Source organism: Streptomyces sp. NBC_00096 (assembly GCF_045041305.1).
GTDB lineage: Bacteria > Actinomycetota > Actinomycetes > Streptomycetales > Streptomycetaceae > Streptomyces.
This window is the reverse complement of record NZ_CP108221.1, coordinates 521,479-544,047: the sequence shown is the minus strand read 5'-3', so window position 1 is coordinate 544,047 and position 22,569 is coordinate 521,479. Positions and strand designations below refer to the sequence as shown.

The window sequence follows — 22,569 nt, the reverse complement described above, 5'->3', positions numbered from 1 at the left end:
GCACGGGCGGTCCCGTCAGCGCGGGGACAGGACCGCCCGCACCAGGTTCGGCAGGTACAGGCGGGTCTGGGCCTCCTCGTGGGAGGCCCGGACGAATCCGCGGCCCATCAGTGCGTTCAGGTCCTCCACCACCTGGTTCAGCGGCCGGTGCAGCGCTTCGGCGGCCTCGGACGCCGTCAGTGCCCGGCCGAAGCGGACCAGCTCCTGGAGGAGCGCGCGGTGAGCGGCGTCCAGGTGCTCGAAGCCGGACCGGATCAGTCCGCCGATCGTCTCGGGAGCACCGGCCGCCCGCGTCGCCGCCGGCAGGTCGAGCAGGTGCGGCGTCGGCGCGTCCGCGAGCTGGCGCGGACTGAGCACCCCGGACCGCGCGGCCGCCGCCTCCAGCGCGACGGGCAGCCCGTCCAGCCTCCGGCACAGCCGCACCACCGCCCCGGCGTCGGCCGGGCCGAGCGCGAAGCCCGGCCGGACCTCCGCGAGCCGGTCCACGAGCAGCCGTACCGACGGCACGCCGGCGAGGGCGTCCAGCGACCTGGTCGCGTCCCAGTCCGCCCCCGGGGTGGCGAGCGGGGCCACCACGGTCCCCTGGACGCCCGCGACGTGCCACGGCGTGCGCGAGGTGCTGACCACGCGGATGCCCGGGCAGTACGCCAGCAGTTCCTCCACACCGACGGGTCTCCTCGTGTCGGCGACCCCGTCGAGCACGAGCAGCACCTCGTGGCGGCCGAGGAGGCGGCAGACCGTGGACACGTCCTCCGTCCCCGATTCGACCAGCAGCCGCAACGACTGCAGCAGGGAACCGAAAGCCGTGCCGTGTCCGTCCAGGGCCACGGTCCCGGTCCCGATCCACAGCACCGGCCAGCCGCGGCGCGCGCTCAGCCGGGCCGCCACCTCCGCGGCCACCCGCGACTTCCCGACCCCGGGGAGCCCCGAAATGGAGATCATGCGGCGGTGGTCCGACTCCAGGGCGCTGACCATCGCCCGCACCTCGGTGTCGCGCCCGAGGAGGGCGTTGACGGACCGGGGCACCGCGAGGCAGGGATCGGCCGCGGGCGGCCCCTGACGCTGGCTGCCCAGGCCCGCGTTGACGAAGAGCTCGCGGGTCAGGCCGTCGAGTCCCAGGGCGTCGGCGAGCAGGCGGACGGTCTGCATCCGCGCGTTCACCCGGCCCGACTCCAGGGCGCGGATCGTGCGCGGGCTGATCGTCGACAGATCGGCGAGCGTCCGCTGCGTCAGTCCGGCCTGGACGCGCTTGAAGCGGAGCAGTTCGGGAAACGACGGAGCTTCGGCCTCGGCAGTGTGGACCATGGGCCAGGAGCGTAGGAGGGGCGCGTTCCGTCCGCGTCTCGGGTTCGTCGCCGGCACGTCTGCGATCCGTCTCCGTCTGCGGTCAGCCCCTCTTCGAACTGGGGTGCGCACTGCGGTCCAGCAGGTCCAGGGAGATGCTCAGCAACGAGACGGCCAACGGGTCGGACGAGTCCATGACCGCGTGCTGCGACAGCCGCGCCGCCAGCTCGCCCACGCGCGGCAGCGCCCGCTCGCCGCGCTCGCCGCGCCGCAGCAGCGCGAGGCTGAGCGCGGCCTGCGTGGCCAGCAGCCCCAGCAGTTCGATGTCGTCGAGCTCCCGGCCCGGGGCGTTCGTCCCGCGGGTGTGGCGGTCCAGCACCTCGAGCACGCCGATGCACTCCCCGTCCGCGATGAGCGGGGCGGCCATGATGCTCGCGGGCACGTACCCGGTGGAGGCGGCGGCATCGCGGGCGAAGCGGTCGGAGCCGGTCACATCGTCCGTGATCAGGGGCTGGCCGCTGGCCGCCACCCAGCCGGCGATGCCGGTACCGGGCTCGAACCGCTTGCCGACCAGGCCCTGTTCGCCTTCGCCCGCGACCGCCGCGAAGATCAGCTCACCGGTGTCGGGGCTCACCATGAACACCGACGAGGCGGCCGCCCCGTAGATGTGGCGGGCCACCGAGACGACGGACTGCAGCAGTTGACGTTCGGTGGCCATGAGATCTTGTGGCCAGGGCTTCATTCTCCGCCTCCTTGGACCGAGGTGTTCGCGGTGGGGTGCGCGGCCACGTTCGCGGCGCAGTGGTACAGGACGCTCTTGAGCTGGAACGGCGTGAGCCAGGGATGCTTGCTCAGGACGAGCGCCGCGATCCCCGCCATGTGCGGCGCGGCAAAGCTGTTGCCGGTGTTGCGCACGGTGCCGCCGCCCGGGCTCGCCACCGGCACGCGCACCCCCCGGGCACGGAACTCGACCGGCGGCGCGGCGTTGTAGTAGAAGCGCATGCTGTCCGGCTCGGCGTGGCTGGCGACCGAGATCACCGAGGCGAAGTTCCACGGGAAGCTCTCGATGGGCAGGTTGTGCGCCGCCGCCACCACCGTCGTCCGGCGGAAGTAGGCGCGGTCGCACAGCTCCGCCAGGCGGTCGCGGAACTCCGCCCTGTTCGTCGACAGGCTCATGCTGATGACGTCGAACCCCTCCTCGATGGCGAAGGCGAGCCCGGCGACCAGTGCGGAGGCGCTGCCGGACCTCCCGTCGCCCAGCACCTTGAGCGAACTGAGCGAGACCCCCGGCGCGATGCCGCGGATGATCCCCGCGCACGCGGTCCCGTGCCCGGCGCCGTCCAGCGGCTCGCATTCCTCCACGCGCGGCGCCCGGCCCTCGGCCGTCACCACGTGCCACGCCCGCCGGACCGGACCGACCAGCGGATGCGTCCCGTCGACGCCGCTGTCGAGCACGCAGACGCGGACGCCCTCGCCGCTCGCACCCTCCCAGGCCCAGCGCGAGTCGAGCCCGTCGAACAGGGCCGTCCGCAGGGGCTCACCGGGATCACCGTCGGCCGGCATGCTCCACGCGGGCATCCCCGAGGGGTGCGGCTGCCGTTCGCGCCGCCAGGGCGCGCCGTTCACATCCATGTCCGCACCGTCCCCAGGGGCTTCGTCGCACCGGCGGCCTCGTAACCCCCGGCGGCCAGAGCGGCCATGCGGCGGGCACCGGCCGCGTCGCCCAGGGCGCGGTGGGCCCGGGCCAGGTCGAAGTGGACCTCGCCGCGCAGACACGGATCGTCGATGTCCTCCAGCAAGGCCAGCACCTCGGCGCGCACCGGATCCTCGCGGCCCCGGCCGGCGGCGGTCAGCACGGCGGCCGACATGCACAGGATCCGCCCCCGTACGTCCATCTCGGCGCGCCGGCCCAGGAGTTCGGCGATCCGGCCGGCGGCCTCGGCCGCCCGGCCCTGCCGGGCGCACTCGCGTGCCGCCTGCACCCGCATGGTCAGCGCGACCGGTACGTAGCCTGCCTGTTCGAGGGCGTCGGCCGCCCGGCCGAAGCGCCGCTCGGCCTCCTCGTGCTCACCCTCCAGCGAGGCGGCCAGAGCGGCGACCTGGTCGACCAGCACCCGGCCGATGGTCAGCCGGAGCTGGTCGACGGCGGACTCGGCCTCGGCCAGCGCCGCGCGGGCGCCGAGCCGGTCCCCGGTCAGGGCCAGACAGCGGGCGCGGGCGGCCAGCGCGGGCAGGGCCAGGAAACGGTCGGCGGCGAACCGTTCGAGGAGCTCCGCGCAGCCCGCCAGCTTCTCCCCGATCGGGGTCGGCGACCACTGCCGGATCTCGCACAGTGCCACGAGGAGACGGTCCTCCTCGTACGCGTCACCGATGGCCCGGGCGTGGGCGAGCGCGGCGACCGCCGCCTCCTCGGCCGCGCCGAACCGGCCGTGGTCCAGGTGGAGCAGCATCCGCAGCTGCTCGAACCGGCACCAGGCGAACCGGTCGGGCTCGTCGCCGTCCAGTTCGGCCCGCAGCCGCTCGACGTCGACCGCGGTGACCTCGCCGAGCCGCGCCGTCAGCAGGTACCGCTGCACCTGGATCAGGCAGGCCCGCTCCCCGTCGCCGACGGGGCCCTGCCGTGCGGCCTCCGCGACCACCTCCAGTGCGCGCCGGGTGTCCCCGGAGAGCATGAGGGCGTCGCTGAGCCGGACGGCAGCCACCGACCGGCAGCGGTCGGGGCCGCCCCGCGCCAGCGCGAGCGCCCGGCCCAGCAGTCCGATCGCGGTCGGCACGTCACGCTGCCGCAGCGCCACGGTGCCCTCGGCCAGCAGCGCCTCACCCGCCTGCCGCGTCAGCCGCGGCAGCTCCGCATCGTCGGGGCGCAGGCCCCCGAGGAGCCGGGCGGCGGCCTCGAAGTGGAATCCGGGACTGAAGCCGTGCTCGGCGAGGCGCCGGTGCCAGGAGATGCGCTGCTCCTTCTCCAGCCGCCCGTACGCCACTTCGTGCACCGGCTGCTGAACGAAGCGGTATCCCCCCTCCTCCGCCGTGCCCTGGAACAGCCGCTGCCCCGCGAGCGCGTCGACCTGCTCCGCGGGCACCGCCTCACCGAGCAGCGCGAGCTGCTCCAGGGTGAAGGAGGGGCCGATCACCGAGGCCGCGCCCAGCAGCCGCCGGGCGGGCCCGGGCAGCCGGTCGATCATGGCGCCGACCATGGCGGTGATGGTCGGCGGCACCTCCTCGACGGTCCGGCCGTCCCGCAGCCAGTCCATCATCAGCCGGATGTACAGCGGATTGCCCGCGCTGTACAGCGCGACCCGGTCGACCACGTCGAGGTCGTGCAGTTCCACTTCCTCGCCGCTGCTGCGCCCCGCCAGCGCGATCGCCAGCCGCGCGCTGTCGATCTCGACCAGCGCGCCCACGTCGATCACGTCCTCGCCACGGAGCAAGGGGCCGTCGGGACCCGCGGCCCCCGGGGCCCCGGCGAGTTCCGGCCTGGCCACGCAGACCATCAGCAGCGGCACGTCCCGCAAGCTGCCGGCCAGCTCGCCGATGAGCCGCAGCAGCGACTCTCCCGCCCACGCGAGGTTGTCCCACACCACCACGAGCGGGCTGGAAGCCGCGGCCGTGAGCAGCTCGCGCGCCGCCCAGGACACCTCCTCCACGCCCGGCCCAGGCACGGCGGGGGAAAGGCGGGACAGGGAGGCGTCGCGCAGCCCCGTGAGCACCCCGGCGATGCGCTCGTCCGCCCGCAGCAGCTCCGCGCTGGACGGCGCCTGCCTGGTCAGCGCGTCCAGTACCTCCACGAGCGCCGCGTAGTTGCCGTTCGTACCGTAGGACTGGCAGCTGCCGAACACGGCCACGGGAGCGGCCCCGGCCGCCACCAGGTCGTCCACGGTCTCCCGGACCAGCCTGGTCTTGCCGATGCCCGGCGGCCCCAGCACGGTCACCAGCTCGGAGCGCCGGTCGCGGGCGACCCGGTGGTAGATCTGGCGCAGCCGGTGACGCTCGGCGCTGCGGTCCACCATGGGCGAACCGTCGGCCGCCCGGCCGGCGGCGGTCTCACCGGTCACCACCAGCACCGGAACCGGTTCGGCCTTGCCCTTCAGCGTCACCGGCGGCACGGGGGCCATGGTGTAGTGCGGGCGGGCCAGATGGGCCACCGTCTCGTTGACGATGATCTCCCCGGCCACCGCCAGCGACTGCAGCCGGGCGGCGAGGTTGACCACGTCGCCGATGACCCGGATGCCGGCCCGGGCCGAACGCGTCACCAGGGCCTCGCCGGCCGCGATGCCGCAGTGGACCTCGACCGGCGCCGCATCGGTGGCCGGGGTGCGCAGACCGCGGACCTCGGCCCGGATGTACGTCGCGGCCCGCAGCGCCCGCAGCGCGTCGTCCTCCTGGGAGGTGTCCGCGCCGAAGACCGCCATCACGGCGTCGCCGATGAACTTCTCCACCACGCCGCCGTGTTCCTCCACCGCGGCCCCGCAGATCTCGTAGTACTGCTCCAGCAGCTGCTGGAGCTGCTCCGGATCGACGCGCTCGGCGAGCCGTGTCCATCCGACGAGGTCGAGGAAGAGGACGACCACCAGTCTGCGGCTCACGCGTGGTCCTCCTCGAAGGTCGTCCGCCGTCCGGCGGACCGGGTCGGTGCCGGGTCGGTGCCGGGGTGGGTGCCCCGGGCCGCCAAAGGTGCCGTTGCGGACGGCGCGGCAGGTGCAGGTGCAAGTGCCGTCGCCGTCGCGGGGGGTCAGAGCAGTTTCAGATCGTGCGCCCACACGTCGGCGTCCGTCCCGGCGTCCGCCTCGACCAGCCGGTGCTGGACCGATACGACGACGGCGGCCTCCTCCTCGGTCAGAGCCGCCAGCACCTCGCGCTGCGCGGTGCTCAGCTGGTCGACGGGAAGTCCCGCTTCGCGCAGGGCTGTCAGAGGGTCGAACACGTCACTCACCTCTTCCACGGGGCCGCACGGCGGCGGCCAGATACCGATCGGCAGGATCCGGTTGACATAGCAGTAGGCCACCAGCTCCGCCCTGTTCCGGCAGTTGAACCGGTCCAGGAGGACGCTGATCTCCTCACCCACGGTGTGTCTGCTCAGGCGCAGCGCGCGGGCCACGCGGTCGGTCGTGTGCCCCTGCGCCACCATGGCCACGAGTACCCGGCCCCGGCCGGATATCTCGGCCCCCTGTATCGCCGTCATCAGCACGAGCTCCTCACGACGCGTTCCGTACGAACAACTCGCGGACCATGACGGCGGCCATGAACGAGACGCCGTGCCAGCGCGCCTTGCGTTCGAACCAGAGCCAGTCGCCGTCCGGGTTGGCCTCCAGGAACACCGGCTCCCCGGTGTCCGACACCAGCAGGTCGAACGCCCCGTAGCGCAGGTCCCACGCGGCGCACAGGGTGCGCACCGCCTCGGCCACCGGCCGCGGGCAGTCGACGCGCGTCACGGTCACACTGTCGGGATCCGTCATCAGGCTCGACGGATCGGGCTTGCGGACCTCGAAGGCGCAGATCCCGCCGTCGAGTTGGTAGACGCGCAGCTCGCGGGCGTGGGCCACGTACTCCTGGACCACGACCGGACGGTCACCGGCCGCCGCGGCGGCGCCAGTCGGTCCCCCCGCTGCCGCCTCCCGGCCCACGACCGAGGGCAGGTACGCCTTCCAGTTGCGCCGGTCGGCCTCGAACAGCCTGAAGTCCGGCGTCTTGACCACGAGGGTCGGGGCCCCCACCTCGCGCGCGCCCGCCGGGACGTCGTTGGTGACGACGGTGCGCGGCGTCCGCACGCCCAACCCGCGGGCCAGGGCCAGCTGGTCGGGGCCGGCGACGGTTCCGCCGGGCAGGGCCACGGTGGCCGCCGAGGCCACCTGCCGGAGGAATCCGGACCAGGACTCCGCCCGCAGCGGTGTCATCGAGCCCGGCGGCCGCGCCTGCGCCACCAGCGCACAGGCCGAGGAATGGCGCACCCACACCACGGCCGGTCTGACCCGGCGCCCGGCGATGTCCAGCAGACCGGTGTCCACGTCGAGCGCCATGGGCGTCGAGAGGAGTTCGTCCTGCCGGATCAGAACCGTCGGGGTTTCCAGCGGTCCCGTCAATGCGTCGCGAACGATCTCCAATTCACGGCCGCCCGCGCAATTAACAAGAACCACGACGGATTTGCCGTCGCGGTCTTCCGCATGTCCTGAACGGCTCATGCAGCGAATGCTAGCCAACGCGGACGTGCGGAGGGGGGCAGAGCAGAGGCAGTTCAAAGGCAGCTTGGGTCTGCGCCGCGACCGTCCTGTCCGACGGGCGTAACGTCCACCCGCAGCTACTCGATCGGCATTCCTGATACCTGGGGAAACATCAATCACATTGTGGAGGGCGGACCGTGGCGAACGGTGTGGTGAACGCCGAAGAGCTGACCAAACGATACCGGGGGAAAGAGACGCCGGCCGTCGACGGCATCTCCTTCGAGATCGCCAAGGGCGAGACCATCGGGCTGCTGGGACCCAACGGTGCCGGGAAGACCACCCTGATGAAAATGATCTGCGGCGTCACCCCTCCCACCACCGGGAGCATCCGGGTGTTCGGGGTGGATCCGGCCCGTGATCCGGTCGCCGCCAAGAGCGGCATCGGTGCCATGCACCAGTCCGCCCCCTACGACGAGATGCTGTCGGCTCTGGACAACCTGCTGATCGCCACGCGGTTCAAGGGCCTGTCCTGGCGCACCACCCGGCCCTGGGCGCTGGAGGTGGCCGAGTACCTCGGGCTGAAGGACGCCCTGTCCCAGCTCGTCTTCCAGCTGTCCGGGGGACAGCGTCAGCGCCTGCAGCTCGTACGGGCGCTGCTGACCATCCCCGAACTCCTGATCCTCGACGAGCCCTCGGCCGGACTGGACGTGGCCGGACGGCACCAGATCGAGCGGTTCGTGCGGTGGCTCCGGGAGGAGAACGGCATGACCGTGATCTGGACCAGCCACATCATCCAGGAGCTGGAGCGCAACGCCCAGCGCGTCCTGGTCATCAACAAGGGCAAGGTGGTCCGCTTCGCCCAGCCCAGCGAGCTGGTCCGGGAATTCGGCGGCGCGCACCTGCTGGTGAAGGTGGACGACGCCGTCGCGGCCAAGGTCGTCAAGGAGTGGGCCGCCGCCGCCGGCCTGACCGCCACCGCCGAGGACACCGAAGTACGCATCGAGAACGCGCAGGTCCGGGACGTACTGCCGCAGTTGTCACGGCACTGCCACGACTCCGGGGTCGCGATTTCGGGAATCTCCACCGTCACCGACTCGCTGGAGCGGGTATTCCTGCGCATGACCGGGAACGAGGGCTGAGACCGTGTCCGACTTGGCATTCAAGAACACCGCACCGGTCGCCTCGGGAAAGCCGGCCGACTTCATCGCCGTGTTCTACCGCGAATACGCGCTGCTGGCCCGCAACAGGGTCAACCTGATCCTCGGTCTGACCCCGATGCTCGTCTACCTGCTGCTGGTCAACACCTCCCTCGGCAATGTCGTCGGGAACATCACCTACCGCGGTGAAACACTTCCGTTCTCGGTCTTCCTCCTCCCCATGGTGCTGTCCATGTCCGTGGTCAGCGCCTCCGGTACGACCGGCATGGCGATGTTCCAGGAGGAGATGAGCGGAGTGTCGACCCAGCTGTGGAGCTGGCCGCTGCGCCGCTCGCGCTTCCTGGCCGGCAAGCTGCTGGCCGGGGTCTCGCTCGTGCTCGCCCAGAGCCTGCTGGCCCTGGCCGTCGCCGCGGTCATCTTCGACTACCCCTTCCACGCCTCCCACTGGATCTGGCTGCTGCTGGCGCTGGTGCTCTCGTCGGTGGCCTTCAACGGGCTGTACCTCGCCGCGGCGGTCCTGATCAGCGACTACCGCACCTTCATGGTGCTCACCAGCGTGTCGGTGCCCGTCCTGGTCTTCGCCGCTCCCTCGCTGTCCACCTCGCAGCAACTGCCCACCGTGCTCCGGTGGATCTCGACGGTGAACCCGGTGTCGTACGCGGTCACCGGGATGCGCGACGCCGCGATCTTCGGCCTGGGGGAGGCGTGGCCCTCCCTGGTGGTCCTGGCCGCCGTCGCCCTCGTCGCCAACTTCGTCGCCGGCCGCGCGCTGCTGCGCCGCACCCGCAACCTCTGACTCGCTGGGAGCCCCTCATCGTGCAGACCGACGATTCACCCCTGTCCTGGCTCGCCTCGCCGCAGGACCGTTCCGTACTCCGCCTGCCGGGGACGAACAGGGCCCGGCTTCCCGCCGCCACCTGGGAGATGGCGACCCGTGCGGCGGCCAAGGTGGGCGTCACCCGGGTCGCCGACATCACCCGGCTCGACAGCATCGGCATCCCGACCTTCCAGGCCGTCCGGCCGTTGTCCAGGACCCTCGCCGTCTCCCAGGGCAAGGGGATGACGCCCGAACTGGCCCGGCTGTCGGCCGTGATGGAGTCGGTCGAGACCTGGCACGTGGAACAACCCGTGGAGCCCGCCCTGACGGCCGCCCCCCGCGACATCGCCGCGCGGCTCGGCTACGAGGTCTCCGCGCTGGCACCCTGCGTACCGAGCCTGCTGCACGACGGGCTGCCACTGGAGTGGATGGCGGCCAGATCGCTGGTCGACGGCGCGCCGACCTTCGTCCCCGTGGACACCGTCCGGCTGACGCTGGAGGAGAACACCGACTGGAACCCGCCGGTGTTCTTCGAGTCGACGAACGGGCTGGCCAGCGGGAACACCCGGGTGGAAGCCGCCATCCACGCACTGTGCGAGGTCATCGAGCGGGACGCGATGACGGCGGCGCTCGCCGGGGGCGGGGAGATGGGGGTCCGCGTCGACCCCCGGACGTCGGGGTCGGCCGAGGCACGGGAACTGTGCGAGCTGATCGAGCGGGCCGACGTCACCCTCGAGGTCCGCCTGGTGCCGTCGCCCACCGGTCTGCCGTGCTTCCTGGCCTGGGTCGCCTCCTTCGAGTACCCGGCGGCAATGTACGGGTTCGGCTGCCACCTCAGCCCCGACATCGCCCTCACCCGCGCCGTCTCCGAGGCGGCCCAGGCCAGGCTCGCGTACATCTCGGGGGCCAGGGACGACCTGCGGGACGACTTCGGCCACGTGGACGCCGCCCGGCTGGAGAGCGCCCGGACCGCCCCGGCGGCCGACATCGCGGACCTGCTCCGGGAGCCCGTCCGGCACGACAGCCTGGTCGGCGATCTGGAGTACGTGGTCCGGCAGGCGGCCACCGCCTTTTCCCACCCGCCGGTCGTCGTCGACCTGACGCGGGACGAGATCGGGGTCCCCGTCGTCAAGGTCGTGGCGCCGGGCAGTCGCGTATGCGCGGAGGTGCTGTAGTGAGCGGGACCAGGGTGGTCGTCTACGCCGGGCCGACGATCTCGGCGGCCGACGTGCACGCGCTGCTGCCGGAGGCGGAGGTGCGCCCGCCCGCCGGCCGGGGAGACCTGCTGGCGGACCGGTGGCAGCCGGGAGACGTGGTCGTCGTCATCGACGGCTACTTCCGGGAACGGCGCTCCGTCGGCCACAAGGAGATCCTCCAGGTCCTCACCGAAGGCGCCGAGGTCATCGGCGCCGCGAGCATGGGCGCGCTGCGGGCGGCGGAACTGGGCCCGTGCGGGATGCGGGGCACGGGCGCCGTCCACGAGATGTACGCCTCGGGCGAGATCGACGGGGACGACGAGGTCGGCGTGCTGCACGGTCCGGCCGAGATGGGGTACCCGGCGCAGACCGTGGCGCTGGTGAACCTGCGCTACGGCTGCGAGGAGGGGGCCGAGACGGACCTGGTTCCGATGGCGGCCGGCCGGCGGATCGTCGCGGCCGCCGCGGCCCTGCCCTTCACCCACCGGGGCTGGAAGGACATCGAGCGGGCTCTGGAGGAGCGGGACCACGACGCCCTGCGGACGCTGGAGGAGATGATCGGCTCGGGCGTCTGGGACCTCAAGCGGCTCGACGCCGTATCGGCGCTCCGCGAGATCGCGGACCGGGGCACGGTGCCGGCCGCCCCGGTCACGGCCGACGTGCCGTTCACCGGGATCAGCCGCGCCCAGTCACTGGTCCGCCGGACCCGGCGCGAGTACGCCCCCGGCCGCTGGATGTCGGACCTCGACGTGCTGGACGCGGCCCGGCTGTTCGACGACGGCTACCCGGCACTGCACGAGAGCGTGTCGAACGCCCTGCTGGAGGAGCTGTCCGGCGCCCGGGGCGCGACCCTCGAGGAGTACGCGGCGGCCAAACTGGGGCTCGACGCCGGCTCACCGCTGCCGGACCCCCTCACCCGCTGGTTCACGGAAGGGGAACTGGCGCAGCTCACCGGAGCGGACCGGATCCGGCTCCTCATGGTGAGGGTGTGGCCGGTATGGCAGTCGGTCGACTGGAGGCCGGCCGTCCTGGAACGCCTGCGGGAGTCCGCGCGCTGGGAGGAGTGGCGCGAGCTCGTCGCCCGGGCGGACGAGGCCACGGAGGCGGCCCGGCCCCGGCTCGTGGTCCCGCCTCCGGCGATGTGCGCCAAGCTCTTCCTGCGCCACTGGCAACGGCGCGGCACCTCACCCGACGTGGAGATGGCCCGGCGGGGCTTCTCCGGCCTCGACGGGCTCGGCGGGGCGGTCACGAGGTTCTTCGCCTACGACATCCGGCGCGGCCGCGAACGGGGGAGTTCCGCCGCCCGGTGATCCCGGGGCGCGGCCGGGACGGTGGCCACCGGGGTGTTCCAGCCCGAGATCCGCACGCGCGGAGCGGATCCCCGGAGATCGGCGGTGCGGTAGGTCGCCGTCAGGGTCGCGGATTCGCCGGGCCAGAGGCTGACCTGGTTGTCGGACCAGCGGACGGGCAGGACGGGCGCGCCCTTGCCGTCGACGAGGTGGACGTCGGTGAGGAGCGCGGGCGTGCTGCCCGTACCCGCGTGGCGCAGGGTGACCGTGGTGGTGGAGGTCCCCGAGGAGTCCGCGGTCACCGCCGTGGCGGACACCGGGGTCGCGGCCATCGAGCGCAGCCCCGTGAGGTCCGCGTACCCGGTGGAGGGAGTGTGGTACCAGTCGGTGGCCGCGTAGTCGAGGACGTCGGGCCGGGTGGAGAGCCAGTAGACGTTGCGGCTCGTCTCCCGGCCGGCGCCGTCACTGAGCACGAGGCGCGCCAGGTAGGTGGCGGGCAGCCCCTTCACGGAGGCGGGCAGGGTCAGCGCCGTCTTCTTGGCGCCGTCCCCGGCGACCGAGACGCCGCGCACGGTCCGGTCGTACTTGGGCACCCCGGCGGGGGTGAACAGCGTCACCCGCGCGGTCAGTCCCGACGCGGGGGCGTGGCGCCGGTTGACGACGGCCACGGTCCGGTCGTCGTACGAGTACTGGACGTGCAGCGGCTCGTTCGCCTTCTTCGCCCCGAAGTAGGAGCCGCCCTGGTCGAGGTGACGGTCCAGCAGCTGCCAATGGAGTGAGGTCCAGCCGCTGTTGAACATCCAGTAGACCATCCCGGTCGACGGCCGCTCGGCGTCCTTGGCGTTGCGGGCGTACGCCTCGAACTGAGCCCGTACGTTCTCGTACTGGGCGAGCTGCGCCGTGCGGACGTACTCCTCCAGCGAACGCGGAGCACCGTAACGCGCGCTGAGCGCCTCGCCGTACAGCTTCAGCGTGCCGAAGGTGCGTGAAGGGGAGCGGTGGTACTGGCGCGCCGACGGGTCGCGCCACAGCGTGTCCAGTTCGGCGGGGGACATCATGCGGCGCAGGGTGTCGAGGGTGGGGATCGAAGGTCCCGCGCTGGTCTCGGAGTTGAATCCGGTGGCCCCGCCCTCGCGCTTGTCGTACCAGTAGCCGGGCGGCACCCAGTCGTAGGGACCGGTCATCCGCATTCCCGAACTCCCGGTCAGGGGAGCCGAGGCGGCGCTTGCCGCGGACACCACCGGTGTGCGCCAGTCGGCGGCGCGCAGCGCGTTCACGTACCCCTTCTCGATCCGGGCATCGGGCGCGAAATCGCTGCCGATGAGGAAGGAGGCCACGCTGGGGTGGCCGCGCAGGCGGGCGGCCTCGGCGGCCATGGAGGCTGCGGCCACCGGATAGTCCTCCTCCTCCCACGGCTCCCCGGCCTCCGTGCCGTTGACCTGTCCCTCCCACTTGCCGCAGCACTGCCAGCCCGGCAGCGTCAGGATCCCGTACCGGTCGGTGAGGTCGAAGAACTCGTCGGGCTCGATGTGCCCTTCGAGGCGCAGGGTGTTGAGCCCGAGGTCGAGCGCGTACTTCAGCCGGTCCTCCACGTACCCACGGTCCCAGCGCAGGAACTCGTCCGGTGACCAGCCGCCGCCGCGGATGAGCAGGGGGCGCCCGTTGACGGAGTACCGGCGGGCGCCGTCCTCGTCGAGCGGGGCCAGCACCTCGCGGATGCCGAAGCTCCGGGTGGCCTCGTCGGAGAGGGTGCCCGCCACCGTCGCCGTCAGCCGCAGCCCGTACAGCTCCTGCCCGCCCATGCCGGCGGGCCACCACACGCGGGGGGATTCCAGGTGGAGTCGGGGGTGGGAGGCCGCGGTGAACTTGACCGTCTTCCTCTCGTGGGCGCGCAGCCTGACGTCCTGGCGGAACGCGGCGTGCGCCTTGTCGATGAGGCCGGACACCGTGGCGGTGACGGGGGCGGCCGAGTCGTTGCGCACCTCGGCCTTGACGGTCAGCTCGGCGGAACGGAGCGAGGGCAGCGCCAGGCTGGTCACGACGTGGGCGTCGCGCAGGGCGACGGGCCCGCCGCGGCGCACGAGCACGTCGCGGACGATGCCCATGTTCGCGTCGGGCGGCGGCTGCAGCCAGTCGAGCCAGCCCGCGGTGAGGTGCTTGTGCGGGTTGTTCGGCCGGATCCGGAAGGCCACGGTGTTCGCGCCCGCCCGCACGAGAGCGGTGATGTCGAGCTCGTGGTGGGTGTACGCGCCGGTCACCTCGGAGGCGCCGGCGATCTGCCGGCCGTTGACGTACACCTCCGCCGCCGAGATCACCCCGCTGAAGTCCAGGAAGGTGCGGGCGGTGGTGTCGGCCACGGCGAAGTCGGACCGGAACCACCACGGGACGGTGAAGTCCGTGGCGGGGATGCGTTGTTGGTTGGTGGAGTAGAAGGGGTCGGGATACGTTCCGCGCGCGATCAGGGCCGCCAGTACGGTCGAGCGCGGTCCGGCCGGGTACCAGCCGCTGGTCCGGTAGCCGGGGGAGGAGACGGCGGCAGGCGTGTCGGAGACCCGGGCGGTCGACTGCACGGCGTACCCCGACAGCGGGGTCGTGCTTCCCGGGGCCGCCGCGACGGTGGTCACCGCGGTGGCGGTGGCGGTGGTGGTGGTGGCGGGCCGGCCCGGGGCGGGATCCGGGGCCGGGGCGGCGGCCGTCAGCGCGCACAGCAGCCCGAGGACGGCCAGGGCGCGGGTGCGGACTCGGACGCGGACGCGGCCACGGGTGAAGGTGCGGACGCGGGCGCGGACTGGGCGGTGCGGCACGGCGCTCTCCGAGCGGGCTGGTCGTCACGAACGCCCCGACCTTAGCCCCGCCGCCCGTGCCCCCGGCGGTTCGGCGCGCGCACCGGGCCGGGGTGCCGGGCGGTGCAGGACGGCAGTTGCCGGGTGCGGCGCTCGGGACTCCGCATCGCGGGTGCGGGCGCCGTCCGGCCGCGGCGCCGACACGGCGGGCTTCCCGGGGGTCGGTGCGGACTCAGCGGGATGCCGGTGCGGTCTGCGGCTCCGGCGGCTCCGGGAGGCGCCTGGCCAGGGCCCAGGCCAGCAGCGGGAGCACGGCCAGCGGGAGCAGGGCGGTGCGCAGCGAGGTGGCGTCGGCCGCGGCGCCGATGAGGGGGCTCGCGAGCCCGCCGACGCTGACGGTCAGGCCCAGGGTGACCCCGCTCGCCGTGCCCATGCGCGTCGGCAGGTAGTCCTGGCCCAGGGTGACCTGGAGGGAGAACGGCACGTACAGCGCGGCGGCGGCCAGCGCCGCGCAGACGTACACCAGCGGCAGCGGGAGGAAGAGGACGCCGGCGACGGCGGGTACCGCGGCCGCGTAGGACCGGTGGACGGTGGTGACCCGGCCCCAGCGGGTGGCCAGCCGGCCGCCGAGGAGGGTGCCGCCGGCGCTCCCCGCGAAGAGGGCGAACAGGGCGACGGCTCCGGCCGTTTCGCCGCCGCCGCGCTCGCGGACGTAGAGGGCGATGAAGGTGCTCAGGCCGATGAAGACCACGGAACGGACCACGACCACCAGGGACAGCCGCAGGAAGGCGCGCCAGTCGTCGCCGGGCCGCCGGGCCGCGGCCGGGACTCCTGCCCGGCCCGCGGGCGAACCCTTCGCGGACGGGGGCCAGTTGAGGAACACGCCGAGCACCGCCGGGGCGGCCAGCAGCCACCACCCGGCCCGGCCCGGCAGGGCCAGCGCGCCGACGACGAGCAGCGGAGCGCAGGCGAAGCCGATGTTGCCGCCGAGCGCGAACCAGCTCATCGCGCCGTGCCCGGAGCCGCCCGCCGTGCGGACCAGCCGGGCGGCCGCCGGGTGGTAGGCGGCGACGCCCAGCCCGGACAGGGCGACGGCGGCGAGCGTGGCCGCGTACCCGGCGTCGAGTCCGACCAGCGCCACGCCCAGCCCCGCCGCGGCGGTGGCCAGCGGGATCAGCCAGGGCATCGGCCACCGGTCGGTGAGCGCTCCGAACAGCGGCTGGACCACCGAGGAGAGCAGCGAGGCGGCCAGCACGATGCCGGACGCGGCGGCGTACCCGTAGGAGCGCTCGGAGACCAGGAAGGGGACGAGCGCGGCGACGGCGCCCTGGTAGACGTCCACGCAGGAGTGGCCGGCGGAGAAGGCGGCGGTACGGAGCCGGGCGGGGGCCGGAGCGGGCGGCGGCGCAGGTGCAAGAGCGGGTGTCAGCGTCGGTGTCGGTGTCGGAACAGGTGTCGGTGCAGGTCCAGTGGAGGTCACCGGTTGAGAATCTCTCTGGCCGGGGGCGGCCCGCTTCCGATAAATTGCCGGGTGATGCAGAAAATCCGCCACACTCCCCGCGCAGCGACGAGCATCCGCGAGCTCGACACCCACAACGGCATCGATCCGCACCGGCACGACGACCACCAGATCTGTTACGCCGGGTCCGGGGTGGTAGCCGTCACCACCGACGCCGGTACGTGGGTCGCGCCGCCCACCCGGGCCCTGTGGATCCCGGCCGGGACGGTGCACGAGCACCGGGCGTTCGGCCGGGTGGACCTGCACTGCGTGGGCCTGCCGACCCGCCTCAACCCGCTGTCGCTCTCCGCCCCCGCCGTGCTCGCCGTCGGCCCCCTGTTGCGCGAGCTGATCCTGGAGTACACCCGGACCCCCCAGGACGACAGCGCCGAGCGGCGCCGCATGCTGGGGGTGCTGCTCGACCAGCTGCGCGCCTCGCCGCTTCAGCCGCTGCACCTGCCCGCTCCCGCGGACCCCCGGCTGGCCGCGGTGTGCGCGCTGCTGCACGCCGATCCGGCGGATCCACGCGGGCTGGCGGAGCTCGCCGCACAGGCCGGGGCCGGAGCCGGGGAGCGGACCCTGAGCAGGCTGTTCCGCGCGGAGCTGGGCATGACGTTCCCCCAGTGGCGGACCCAGCTGCGGCTGCACCACGCGCTGCGGCTGCTGGCCGTCGACACCCCCGTGACGGCGGTCGCGCACCGCTGCGGCTGGTCCTCGGCGAGCGCGTTCATCGACGTGTTCCGCCGGGCCTTCGGGCACACCCCGGGGGCGCACGCCAAGGGGCACTGAGGCCGGCTCCGGGATCCGGGATCCGGGATCCGGGATCCGGGATCCGGGATCCAGGCTCCGGGCTCCGGGCCCGCCTCGCCGTCCGCGTTCCGCCGGGTGAGCATGGAGGAAGGACCGGATTCGGGGCCGGGCGACGATTCGGGGCCAGGAGACCGGGAGGACCCGTGGCACAGACCCGGACGACAGACGTGCTGATCACGGGTGCGGGCCCGGTGGGGCTGAGCGCGGCGGCCGAACTGCGCCGGCAGGGCGTGGGCTGCCGGCTGATCGACCTGCTGCCGGCCCGGCTCCCGTACGCGAAGGCGGTCGGCATCCAGCCGCGCACGCTGGAGATCTGGGACCGGATGGGCCTGGCCCGTACCGTCCTGGAAGCCGCGGTCGAGCTGAACGGACAGCTGATCTACGTGAACGGCCGCGAGCAGGCCCGGATCACGATGGAGCTGCCGCCCGAGGTGCCCTACCGCTTCGCCGCGCTGCCGCAGTACGAAACCGAGCGCCTCATCGAGGAGTACGTGGCCGGCCTGGGCACCGTCATCGAGCGCGGCACCGAGCTGCTGTCGTTCACCCAGGACGCGGACGGGGTCACCAGCCGGCTGCGCACCGCCTCCGGCGCCGAGGAGGAACTGCGCACCCGGTACCTCATCGGGTGCGACGGAGCGCACAGTACGGTGCGCAAGGGGCTGGGCCTCGCGTTCGAGGGCGGGGCCTTCCCGGAGGGATACATGCTGGCCGACGTCGAAACCGACTGGGACCTGCCCCACGGATACGCCGTGCGGTCCACTCACTACGGCGCCGACGGGGCCATCGACGACGTGCTGGTCTGCGTACCGCTGCCCGGTGCGAACCGCTACCGCATGACGATGCGGATCCCGCCCGAGCTCTCCGCGGAGCCCGGTGGGGCGGGGTCCGGCGCGCCGGGCCCGGTGCCCGGTGACGGTGTGGAGCACGGGCTGGAGAGGGGCGGCCGGGTTCCCGAACTGCCCCACGTCCAGGCCGTCGTCGACCGCCTGGCCCCGACGCCGACCAGGCTCTCCGCGATGCGCTGGTCGTCCGTCTTCCGGATCAGCCACCGCATCGTCGACCGCTACGGCGACGGCCGGGTCTTCGTCGCCGGCGACGCGGCGCACATCCATCCGCCCACCGGTGCCCAGGGCATGAACACCGGCATCCAGGACGCCTGCAACCTGGCCTGGAAGCTGGCCCTCGTCCTGCGGGGAGCGGCGGGACCCGCCCTGCTCGCCGGCTACGACGCCGAGCGCCGGCCGGTCGGCGAAGAGGTCGTCGGCCGGACCGTGCGGCACGCGTCCGGGCCGGGCTTCCACGACGACACGGACGACCCCGGGACCGTGCTGCTCCGCGAGGCGCAGCTGCTCGTCGGTTACCGGGGCGGGCCGCTCGCCGGCAGCCCGTACGGACCGGCCGGGGCTCCCCAGCCCGGCGACCGGGCCCCGGACTGCACCGGGCTGACCCTGCCCATCGCCGCCTACCCCGTGCGGCTGCTCGACGTCCTGCGCGGCCGTACCGCTCACGTGATGCTCCTGTACGCGGCCGGGGCCGCCGCCCTGGCCGGGGCCGCCGAGCGGAGCCTGGCCGCCCGGTCGCGGCTGCCCGGCCTGGAGACCGTCGCCGTACTCGCCCGCGAGGCCGATGCGGACTCGGCCGCCGCCCTGGCCGTCCCCGGATACCGGGACGCCGCCGGGGAGTTCGCCCGGCTGTACCGCCCCGACGGCCCGACCGGTTTCCTCGTACGCCCGGACGGCTACCTCGCCGCCCGCTTCGCCCCCGCCGACACGGAGGCGGCCCTGTCCGGCTACCTCGAGGCCCTGTCCGCCTAGCGGCCACCCCATCCGGGCGCCTTCGGCCGGGCGGCCATACTGGCCGGTGTGAAGACCGAACACGACACCAGTGGCGACACCCGCGAGGACAGCGTGCTGTGCGCCGTCGAAGGCCGCACCGGGGTGATCACACTCAACCGCCCCAAGGCCCTCAACGCCCTCACCCACCCCATGGTGCTGCGCATCAGCGAGGCCCTGACCGGCTGGGAGCGGGATCCGGCGGTGGACCAGGTGCTCATCCGCGGCGCGGGGGAGCGCGGGCTGTGCGCGGGCGGGGACATCCGGGCCATCCACGACGACGCCAAGGCCGGCACGAGGGCCTCGGTGGACTTCTGGCGCGACGAGTACCGGCTCAACGCGCACATCGCCCGCTACCCCAAGCCCTACGTCGCCCTCATGGACGGCATCGTGATGGGTGGCGGAGTCGGCGTCTCCGCGCACGGCAGCGTCCGGGTGGTCACCGAACGCTCCCGCGTCGCCATGCCCGAAACCGGCATCGGCTTCGTCCCGGACGTCGGTGGCACCCACCTGCTCGCCCGCGCCCCCGGCCTGCTCGGTACCCACCTCGCCCTCACCGGCTCCGCCGTGGGGGCCGCCGACGCGCTGCTGTGCGGGCTCGCCGACCACTTCGTACCCGCCGGCCGGCTGCCCGCGCTGACCGCCGAGCTCACCGGAGCCCCCGCCCACGAGGTGCTGGCGCGGTACGCGGCCACGCCCGGGCCGGGACAGCTCGCCGCCTGGCGGGGCTGGATCGACCACTGCTACGCCGCCGCCACCGTCGAGGAGATCGTGGACCGGCTGTTCGCGTACGGAGACCCGGCGGCCAAGGAGGCTGCCGGGACGATCCTCGCCAAGTCCCCGACCGCGCTGAAGGTGACGCTGGAGGCCGTCCGCCGGGCCGCCGCCCTCGGCGGGCTGGAGCCGGTGCTGGAGCAGGAGTTCCGGGTCTCCTGCCATGCGCTGACCTCGCCCGACCTGGTGGAGGGCATCCGGGCACAGGTCCTCGACAAGGACCGCAGCCCGCGCTGGTCCCCGGCCACCCTCGGCGAGGTCACCGGGCAGGACGTGGCCCGCTTCTTCGCCCCGCCCGCCGGCTGAGCCCGCCCGCCGGCTGAGCCCGCCCACCGGCTCCGCGCGTGCTCGAGGGGATCGCCCGGCTGGTGCGGACGGCCTGAGGTCCGCCGAGCGGGTGGTTCCGGGGGCGGCACCCGGGGCGATGCCAGGGGGTGGTGCCGATGATGGTCGGCCACGCGGACGAGTGGGGCCGCTCAGCGGTATCCGGTGGTGTCCGCCGGGCGGTCCGGGTCCTGGACCTCCACCATGTACCGCCAGGCGTCCGGGCGGCTGCCGTCGAGGTCCGTGAAGCCGTAGACCGCGGCGAGCTGCCCGCTGGAGAGCGACTGCCCGTTCCAGCGGGCCAGTTCCGGGTCCGCGGCCAGCGCCGCGACCGCGCGGCCGACGTAGGACGGGGTCTCCGAGATCCCGAAGTGCGGGACCTTCTCCAGCGCGTCGCGCCAGTTCGCTTCGGTGACGCCGAAGGTCTCCAGCATCATCTCCGAGCGCAGCCAGCCCGGGGTCAGGGCCACCGCCGTCGCTCCGCGCGGACCGACCTCGTGCCCGAGCGCGAACGCCATGCGCATTACCGCCGACTTGGCGATGTCGTAGAAGAAGGAGACCCGGTAGCGGCTCGCGTTGTACTCCGCCGTGCCGTCCGTCATCTCCACCAGCAGCCCGCCCGGTTCGCGCAGCAGCAGCGGGAGCGCGTGGTGGCTGGTGACGGCGTGGGTCTCCACCGCGAGCCGCAGCAGGCGCAGCCCGTTGTCCAGGTCGTGCTCCCAGACCGTGCTCTCCCACTCGAAGAGCCGCTCGCCGCCCCAGATGTCGTTCACCAGGACGTGGAGGCGGCCCTGTTCGGCGTCGATCCGCCCGACCAGGGCGGCGACCTGATCGGGCACCAGGTGGTCCGCGACCACCGGGATCCCGCGCCCGCCGGCCGCCGTGACCAGCTCGGCCGTCTCCTCGATCGTCTCCGGCCGGTCGTACTCGGAGCGCCGGCCCCGCGTGCTGCGCCCGCTCACGTACACGGTCGCGCCCCGGGCCCCCAGTTCGACGGCGATGCCCCTGCCCGCGCCGCGCGTCGCCCCGGCCACCAGGGCGACCTTTCCTTCGAGGGTCCTGCGTGCTTCCTCCGTCATGACCGCGAGCCTACGACGCGCACGCGCGGACGGCGCGGACGGCGCGGCCGTGCCCGGGTGACCCCGGGCCCTGCGGTGACCCCAGCCCCGCCGTGACCGGACCCGCCGTGAGACGGGAGCGGGGCGGACTTGAACAACCCGCCCTCCAGGACGCACTGTTGGCCGAGTTCCGTCCATATTGTCAGGAGACCCGCTTGTCCATCGATCCCGCACGCGACGCCCACGCATCCGCTCCGGCACCGGTACCGGCACCGACCCGGGCACCCGCACCCGCGTACGTCATCGACCCCGCGGGCGGTTGCCCGCACGCCCTCAACGCCCGGCTGCGCGCCCAGGGCGACGTGGCCGACGTGGTGCTCCCCGGCGGCGTGCCCGGGGCCGTCGTCCTCGGGCACGAGGCGCTGAAGGAGTTCCTCGCCCACCCCGATGTGGCCAAGGACGCCCGGCACTTCCCCGCCCTGCACGACGGCACCATCGCCCCGGACTGGCCGCTGCGCGTCTTCGCCAACGCCCAGGGCATGCACACCGCCGACGACGCGGACCACCGGCGGCTGCGCTCCCTGGTGGGCAACGCCTTCACCGTCCGCCAGGTGGAGCGGCTGCGCCCCCGGATCGAGGAGCTGACGGCCGGTCTGCTGGACGACCTGGAGCGAGCGGCGGCCCAATCGCCCGACGGGGTTGCGGACTTGCGCACCCACTTCGCGCTCCCGCTCCCCATGGGCGTGATCTGTGAACTGCTCGGCGTGGACCCAGAGCACCGGGGTCGGCTGCACGAGCTGTCCAATACCGTCATCATCGCGACCGACACCACCCCCGCCGAGGTCATGGCGGCCGTACGGGAGCTCGTCGAGCTGATCGCGGCCATCGCCGCCACCCGCAGGGCCGCCCCGGGCGAGGACCTGACGAGTGCGCTGATCGCCGCCCGCGACGGCGACGGCGACCGGCTCAGCGAGGCCGAACTCATCGGCACCATGCGGTTGATGCTGGTCGCCGGGCACGAGACCACCCTCAACCTGATCAGCAACGCGGTGCGCGCCCTGTGCACCCACCGCGACCAGCTCGCCCTGGTCCTGGAGGGGAAGGCCACCTGGTCGGACGTGGTCGACGAGACGCTGCGCTTCGACGGCCCGGTCAGCTGGTTCCCGTTCCGCTACCCGACCCGCGACCTGGCCATCGGCGGGACGGTGATCCCGCGGGGCACCCCGGTCCTCGCCGGGTACACGGCGGCAGGCCGTGACGAGGCCTTCCACGGACCGGACGCCGACCGCTTCGACCTGACCCGTCCCACGGCGGCCCGCAACCTCTCCTTCGGGCACGGCGCCCACTACTGCGTCGGCGCGCCGCTCGCCCGGCTGGAAGCCACCATCGCCCTGGAAGCCCTCTTCACCCGCTTCCCGGACCTGGACCTGGCCGTCCCCGAGCCCGAACTCCCGCACCAGCGGAGCTTCATCGGCAACAGCGTCGAGTCGCTGCCGGTCCGGCCGGTACGGCAGGTACGGAGCGGGACGGCCGGGCAGGGCCCTCTGTAACCCGGCGGCCCCCGCAGCCCGGTCGGCCCCGCAGTCCGGCCG

Annotated in this window: 17 protein-coding genes; 8 read left to right on the top strand and 9 right to left on the bottom strand. The window is 73.6% G+C overall.

Annotated features, from left to right (window positions below):
• Positions 1-15: 15 nt before the first annotated feature.
• The 6 genes from OG904_RS02425 to OG904_RS02400 form a co-directional block, all read right to left on the bottom strand.
• Positions 16-1,305 (bottom strand): helix-turn-helix domain-containing protein, encoded by a 1,290-nt coding sequence (locus OG904_RS02425; RefSeq protein ID WP_405486860.1) that lies wholly within the window; start codon positions 1,303-1,305, stop codon positions 16-18.
• An 82-nt stretch (positions 1,306-1,387) separates the two neighbouring features.
• Positions 1,388-2,026 carry a GAF domain-containing protein gene (locus OG904_RS02420; protein ID WP_405486858.1) on the bottom strand — a complete coding sequence of 213 codons (639 nt, stop codon included), beginning with the start codon at positions 2,024-2,026 and terminating at the stop codon, positions 1,388-1,390.
• Positions 2,023-2,916 (bottom strand): S8 family serine peptidase, encoded by an 894-nt coding sequence (locus OG904_RS02415; RefSeq protein ID WP_405486856.1) that lies wholly within the window; start codon positions 2,914-2,916, stop codon positions 2,023-2,025. The genes OG904_RS02420 and OG904_RS02415 overlap by 4 nt, the downstream gene beginning before the upstream one ends.
• The gene (locus OG904_RS02410) at positions 2,907-5,867 is read right to left on the bottom strand and encodes an AAA family ATPase (protein ID WP_405486854.1); all 2,961 of its coding nucleotides are present in this window, start codon (positions 5,865-5,867) and stop codon (positions 2,907-2,909) included. The genes OG904_RS02415 and OG904_RS02410 overlap by 10 nt, the downstream gene beginning before the upstream one ends.
• A gap of 146 nt (positions 5,868-6,013) precedes the next feature.
• Positions 6,014-6,463, bottom strand: a complete 450-nt coding sequence (locus OG904_RS02405; protein WP_405486852.1) for an aroma-sacti cluster domain-containing protein — start codon at positions 6,461-6,463, stop codon at positions 6,014-6,016.
• A 13-nt stretch (positions 6,464-6,476) separates the two neighbouring features.
• A complete protein-coding gene (locus tag OG904_RS02400) occupies positions 6,477-7,460 on the bottom strand; it encodes a hypothetical protein (RefSeq protein ID WP_405486850.1) in 984 nt (327 codons plus the stop codon).
• Between the two features lie 176 nt (positions 7,461-7,636).
• On the opposite strand from OG904_RS02400, the gene OG904_RS02395 reads away from it, so the two are divergent.
• The 4 genes from OG904_RS02395 to OG904_RS02380 are packed head-to-tail and all read left to right on the top strand — an operon-like array spanning position 7,637 to position 11,919.
• A complete protein-coding gene (locus tag OG904_RS02395; protein ID WP_405486848.1) occupies positions 7,637-8,578 on the top strand; it encodes an ABC transporter ATP-binding protein in 942 nt (313 codons plus the stop codon).
• Between the two features lie 4 nt (positions 8,579-8,582).
• Complete coding sequence (locus tag OG904_RS02390) at positions 8,583-9,392, top strand: ABC transporter permease (protein WP_405486846.1); 810 nt, start codon at positions 8,583-8,585, stop codon at positions 9,390-9,392.
• Between the two features lie 20 nt (positions 9,393-9,412).
• Positions 9,413-10,588: a YcaO-like family protein gene (locus OG904_RS02385; RefSeq protein WP_405486844.1), complete on the top strand. Its 1,176-nt coding sequence runs from the start codon at positions 9,413-9,415 to the stop codon at positions 10,586-10,588.
• Complete coding sequence (locus tag OG904_RS02380; RefSeq protein WP_405486842.1) at positions 10,588-11,919, top strand: TfuA-like protein; 1,332 nt, start codon at positions 10,588-10,590, stop codon at positions 11,917-11,919. Before OG904_RS02385 ends, OG904_RS02380 begins: the two co-directional genes overlap by 1 nt.
• On the opposite strand, the gene OG904_RS02375 is transcribed toward OG904_RS02380, so the two are convergent.
• Together OG904_RS02375 and OG904_RS02370 are read right to left on the bottom strand one after the other, a co-directional pair.
• Positions 11,871-14,702 carry a glycosyl hydrolase 2 galactose-binding domain-containing protein gene (locus OG904_RS02375; RefSeq protein WP_405486840.1) on the bottom strand — a complete coding sequence of 944 codons (2,832 nt, stop codon included), beginning with the start codon at positions 14,700-14,702 and terminating at the stop codon, positions 11,871-11,873. The genes OG904_RS02380 and OG904_RS02375 overlap by 49 nt on opposite strands.
• Positions 14,703-14,913: 211 nt before the next feature.
• A complete protein-coding gene (locus OG904_RS02370) occupies positions 14,914-16,023 on the bottom strand; it encodes an MFS transporter (protein WP_405497708.1) in 1,110 nt (369 codons plus the stop codon).
• Between the two features lie 192 nt (positions 16,024-16,215).
• Here OG904_RS02370 and OG904_RS02365 point away from each other — a divergent pair, with 192 nt between their 5' ends.
• The 3 genes from OG904_RS02365 (at position 16,216) to OG904_RS02355 (ending at position 19,901) form a co-directional block, all read left to right on the top strand.
• Positions 16,216-16,968 (top strand): AraC family transcriptional regulator, encoded by a 753-nt coding sequence (locus OG904_RS02365; protein WP_405486838.1) that lies wholly within the window; start codon positions 16,216-16,218, stop codon positions 16,966-16,968.
• Positions 16,969-17,132: 164 nt separating this feature from the next.
• Positions 17,133-18,803, top strand: coding sequence for an FAD-dependent monooxygenase (locus OG904_RS02360; protein WP_405486836.1), 1,671 nt, complete (start codon positions 17,133-17,135; stop codon positions 18,801-18,803).
• Between the two features lie 48 nt (positions 18,804-18,851).
• Entirely contained in the window at positions 18,852-19,901 is a 1,050-nt protein-coding gene (locus tag OG904_RS02355; RefSeq protein WP_405486834.1) for an enoyl-CoA hydratase/isomerase family protein, read from the top strand.
• 170 nt (positions 19,902-20,071) lie between these two features.
• Here the strand turns inward: OG904_RS02355 and OG904_RS02350 are convergent, their stop codons facing one another.
• Positions 20,072-20,998, bottom strand: coding sequence for an SDR family oxidoreductase (locus tag OG904_RS02350; protein ID WP_405486832.1), 927 nt, complete (start codon positions 20,996-20,998; stop codon positions 20,072-20,074).
• Between the two features lie 281 nt (positions 20,999-21,279).
• Here OG904_RS02350 and OG904_RS02345 point away from each other — a divergent pair, with 281 nt between their 5' ends.
• Positions 21,280-22,527, top strand: coding sequence for a cytochrome P450 (locus tag OG904_RS02345; RefSeq protein ID WP_405497706.1), 1,248 nt, complete (start codon positions 21,280-21,282; stop codon positions 22,525-22,527).
• Positions 22,528-22,569: the final 42 nt, after the last annotated feature.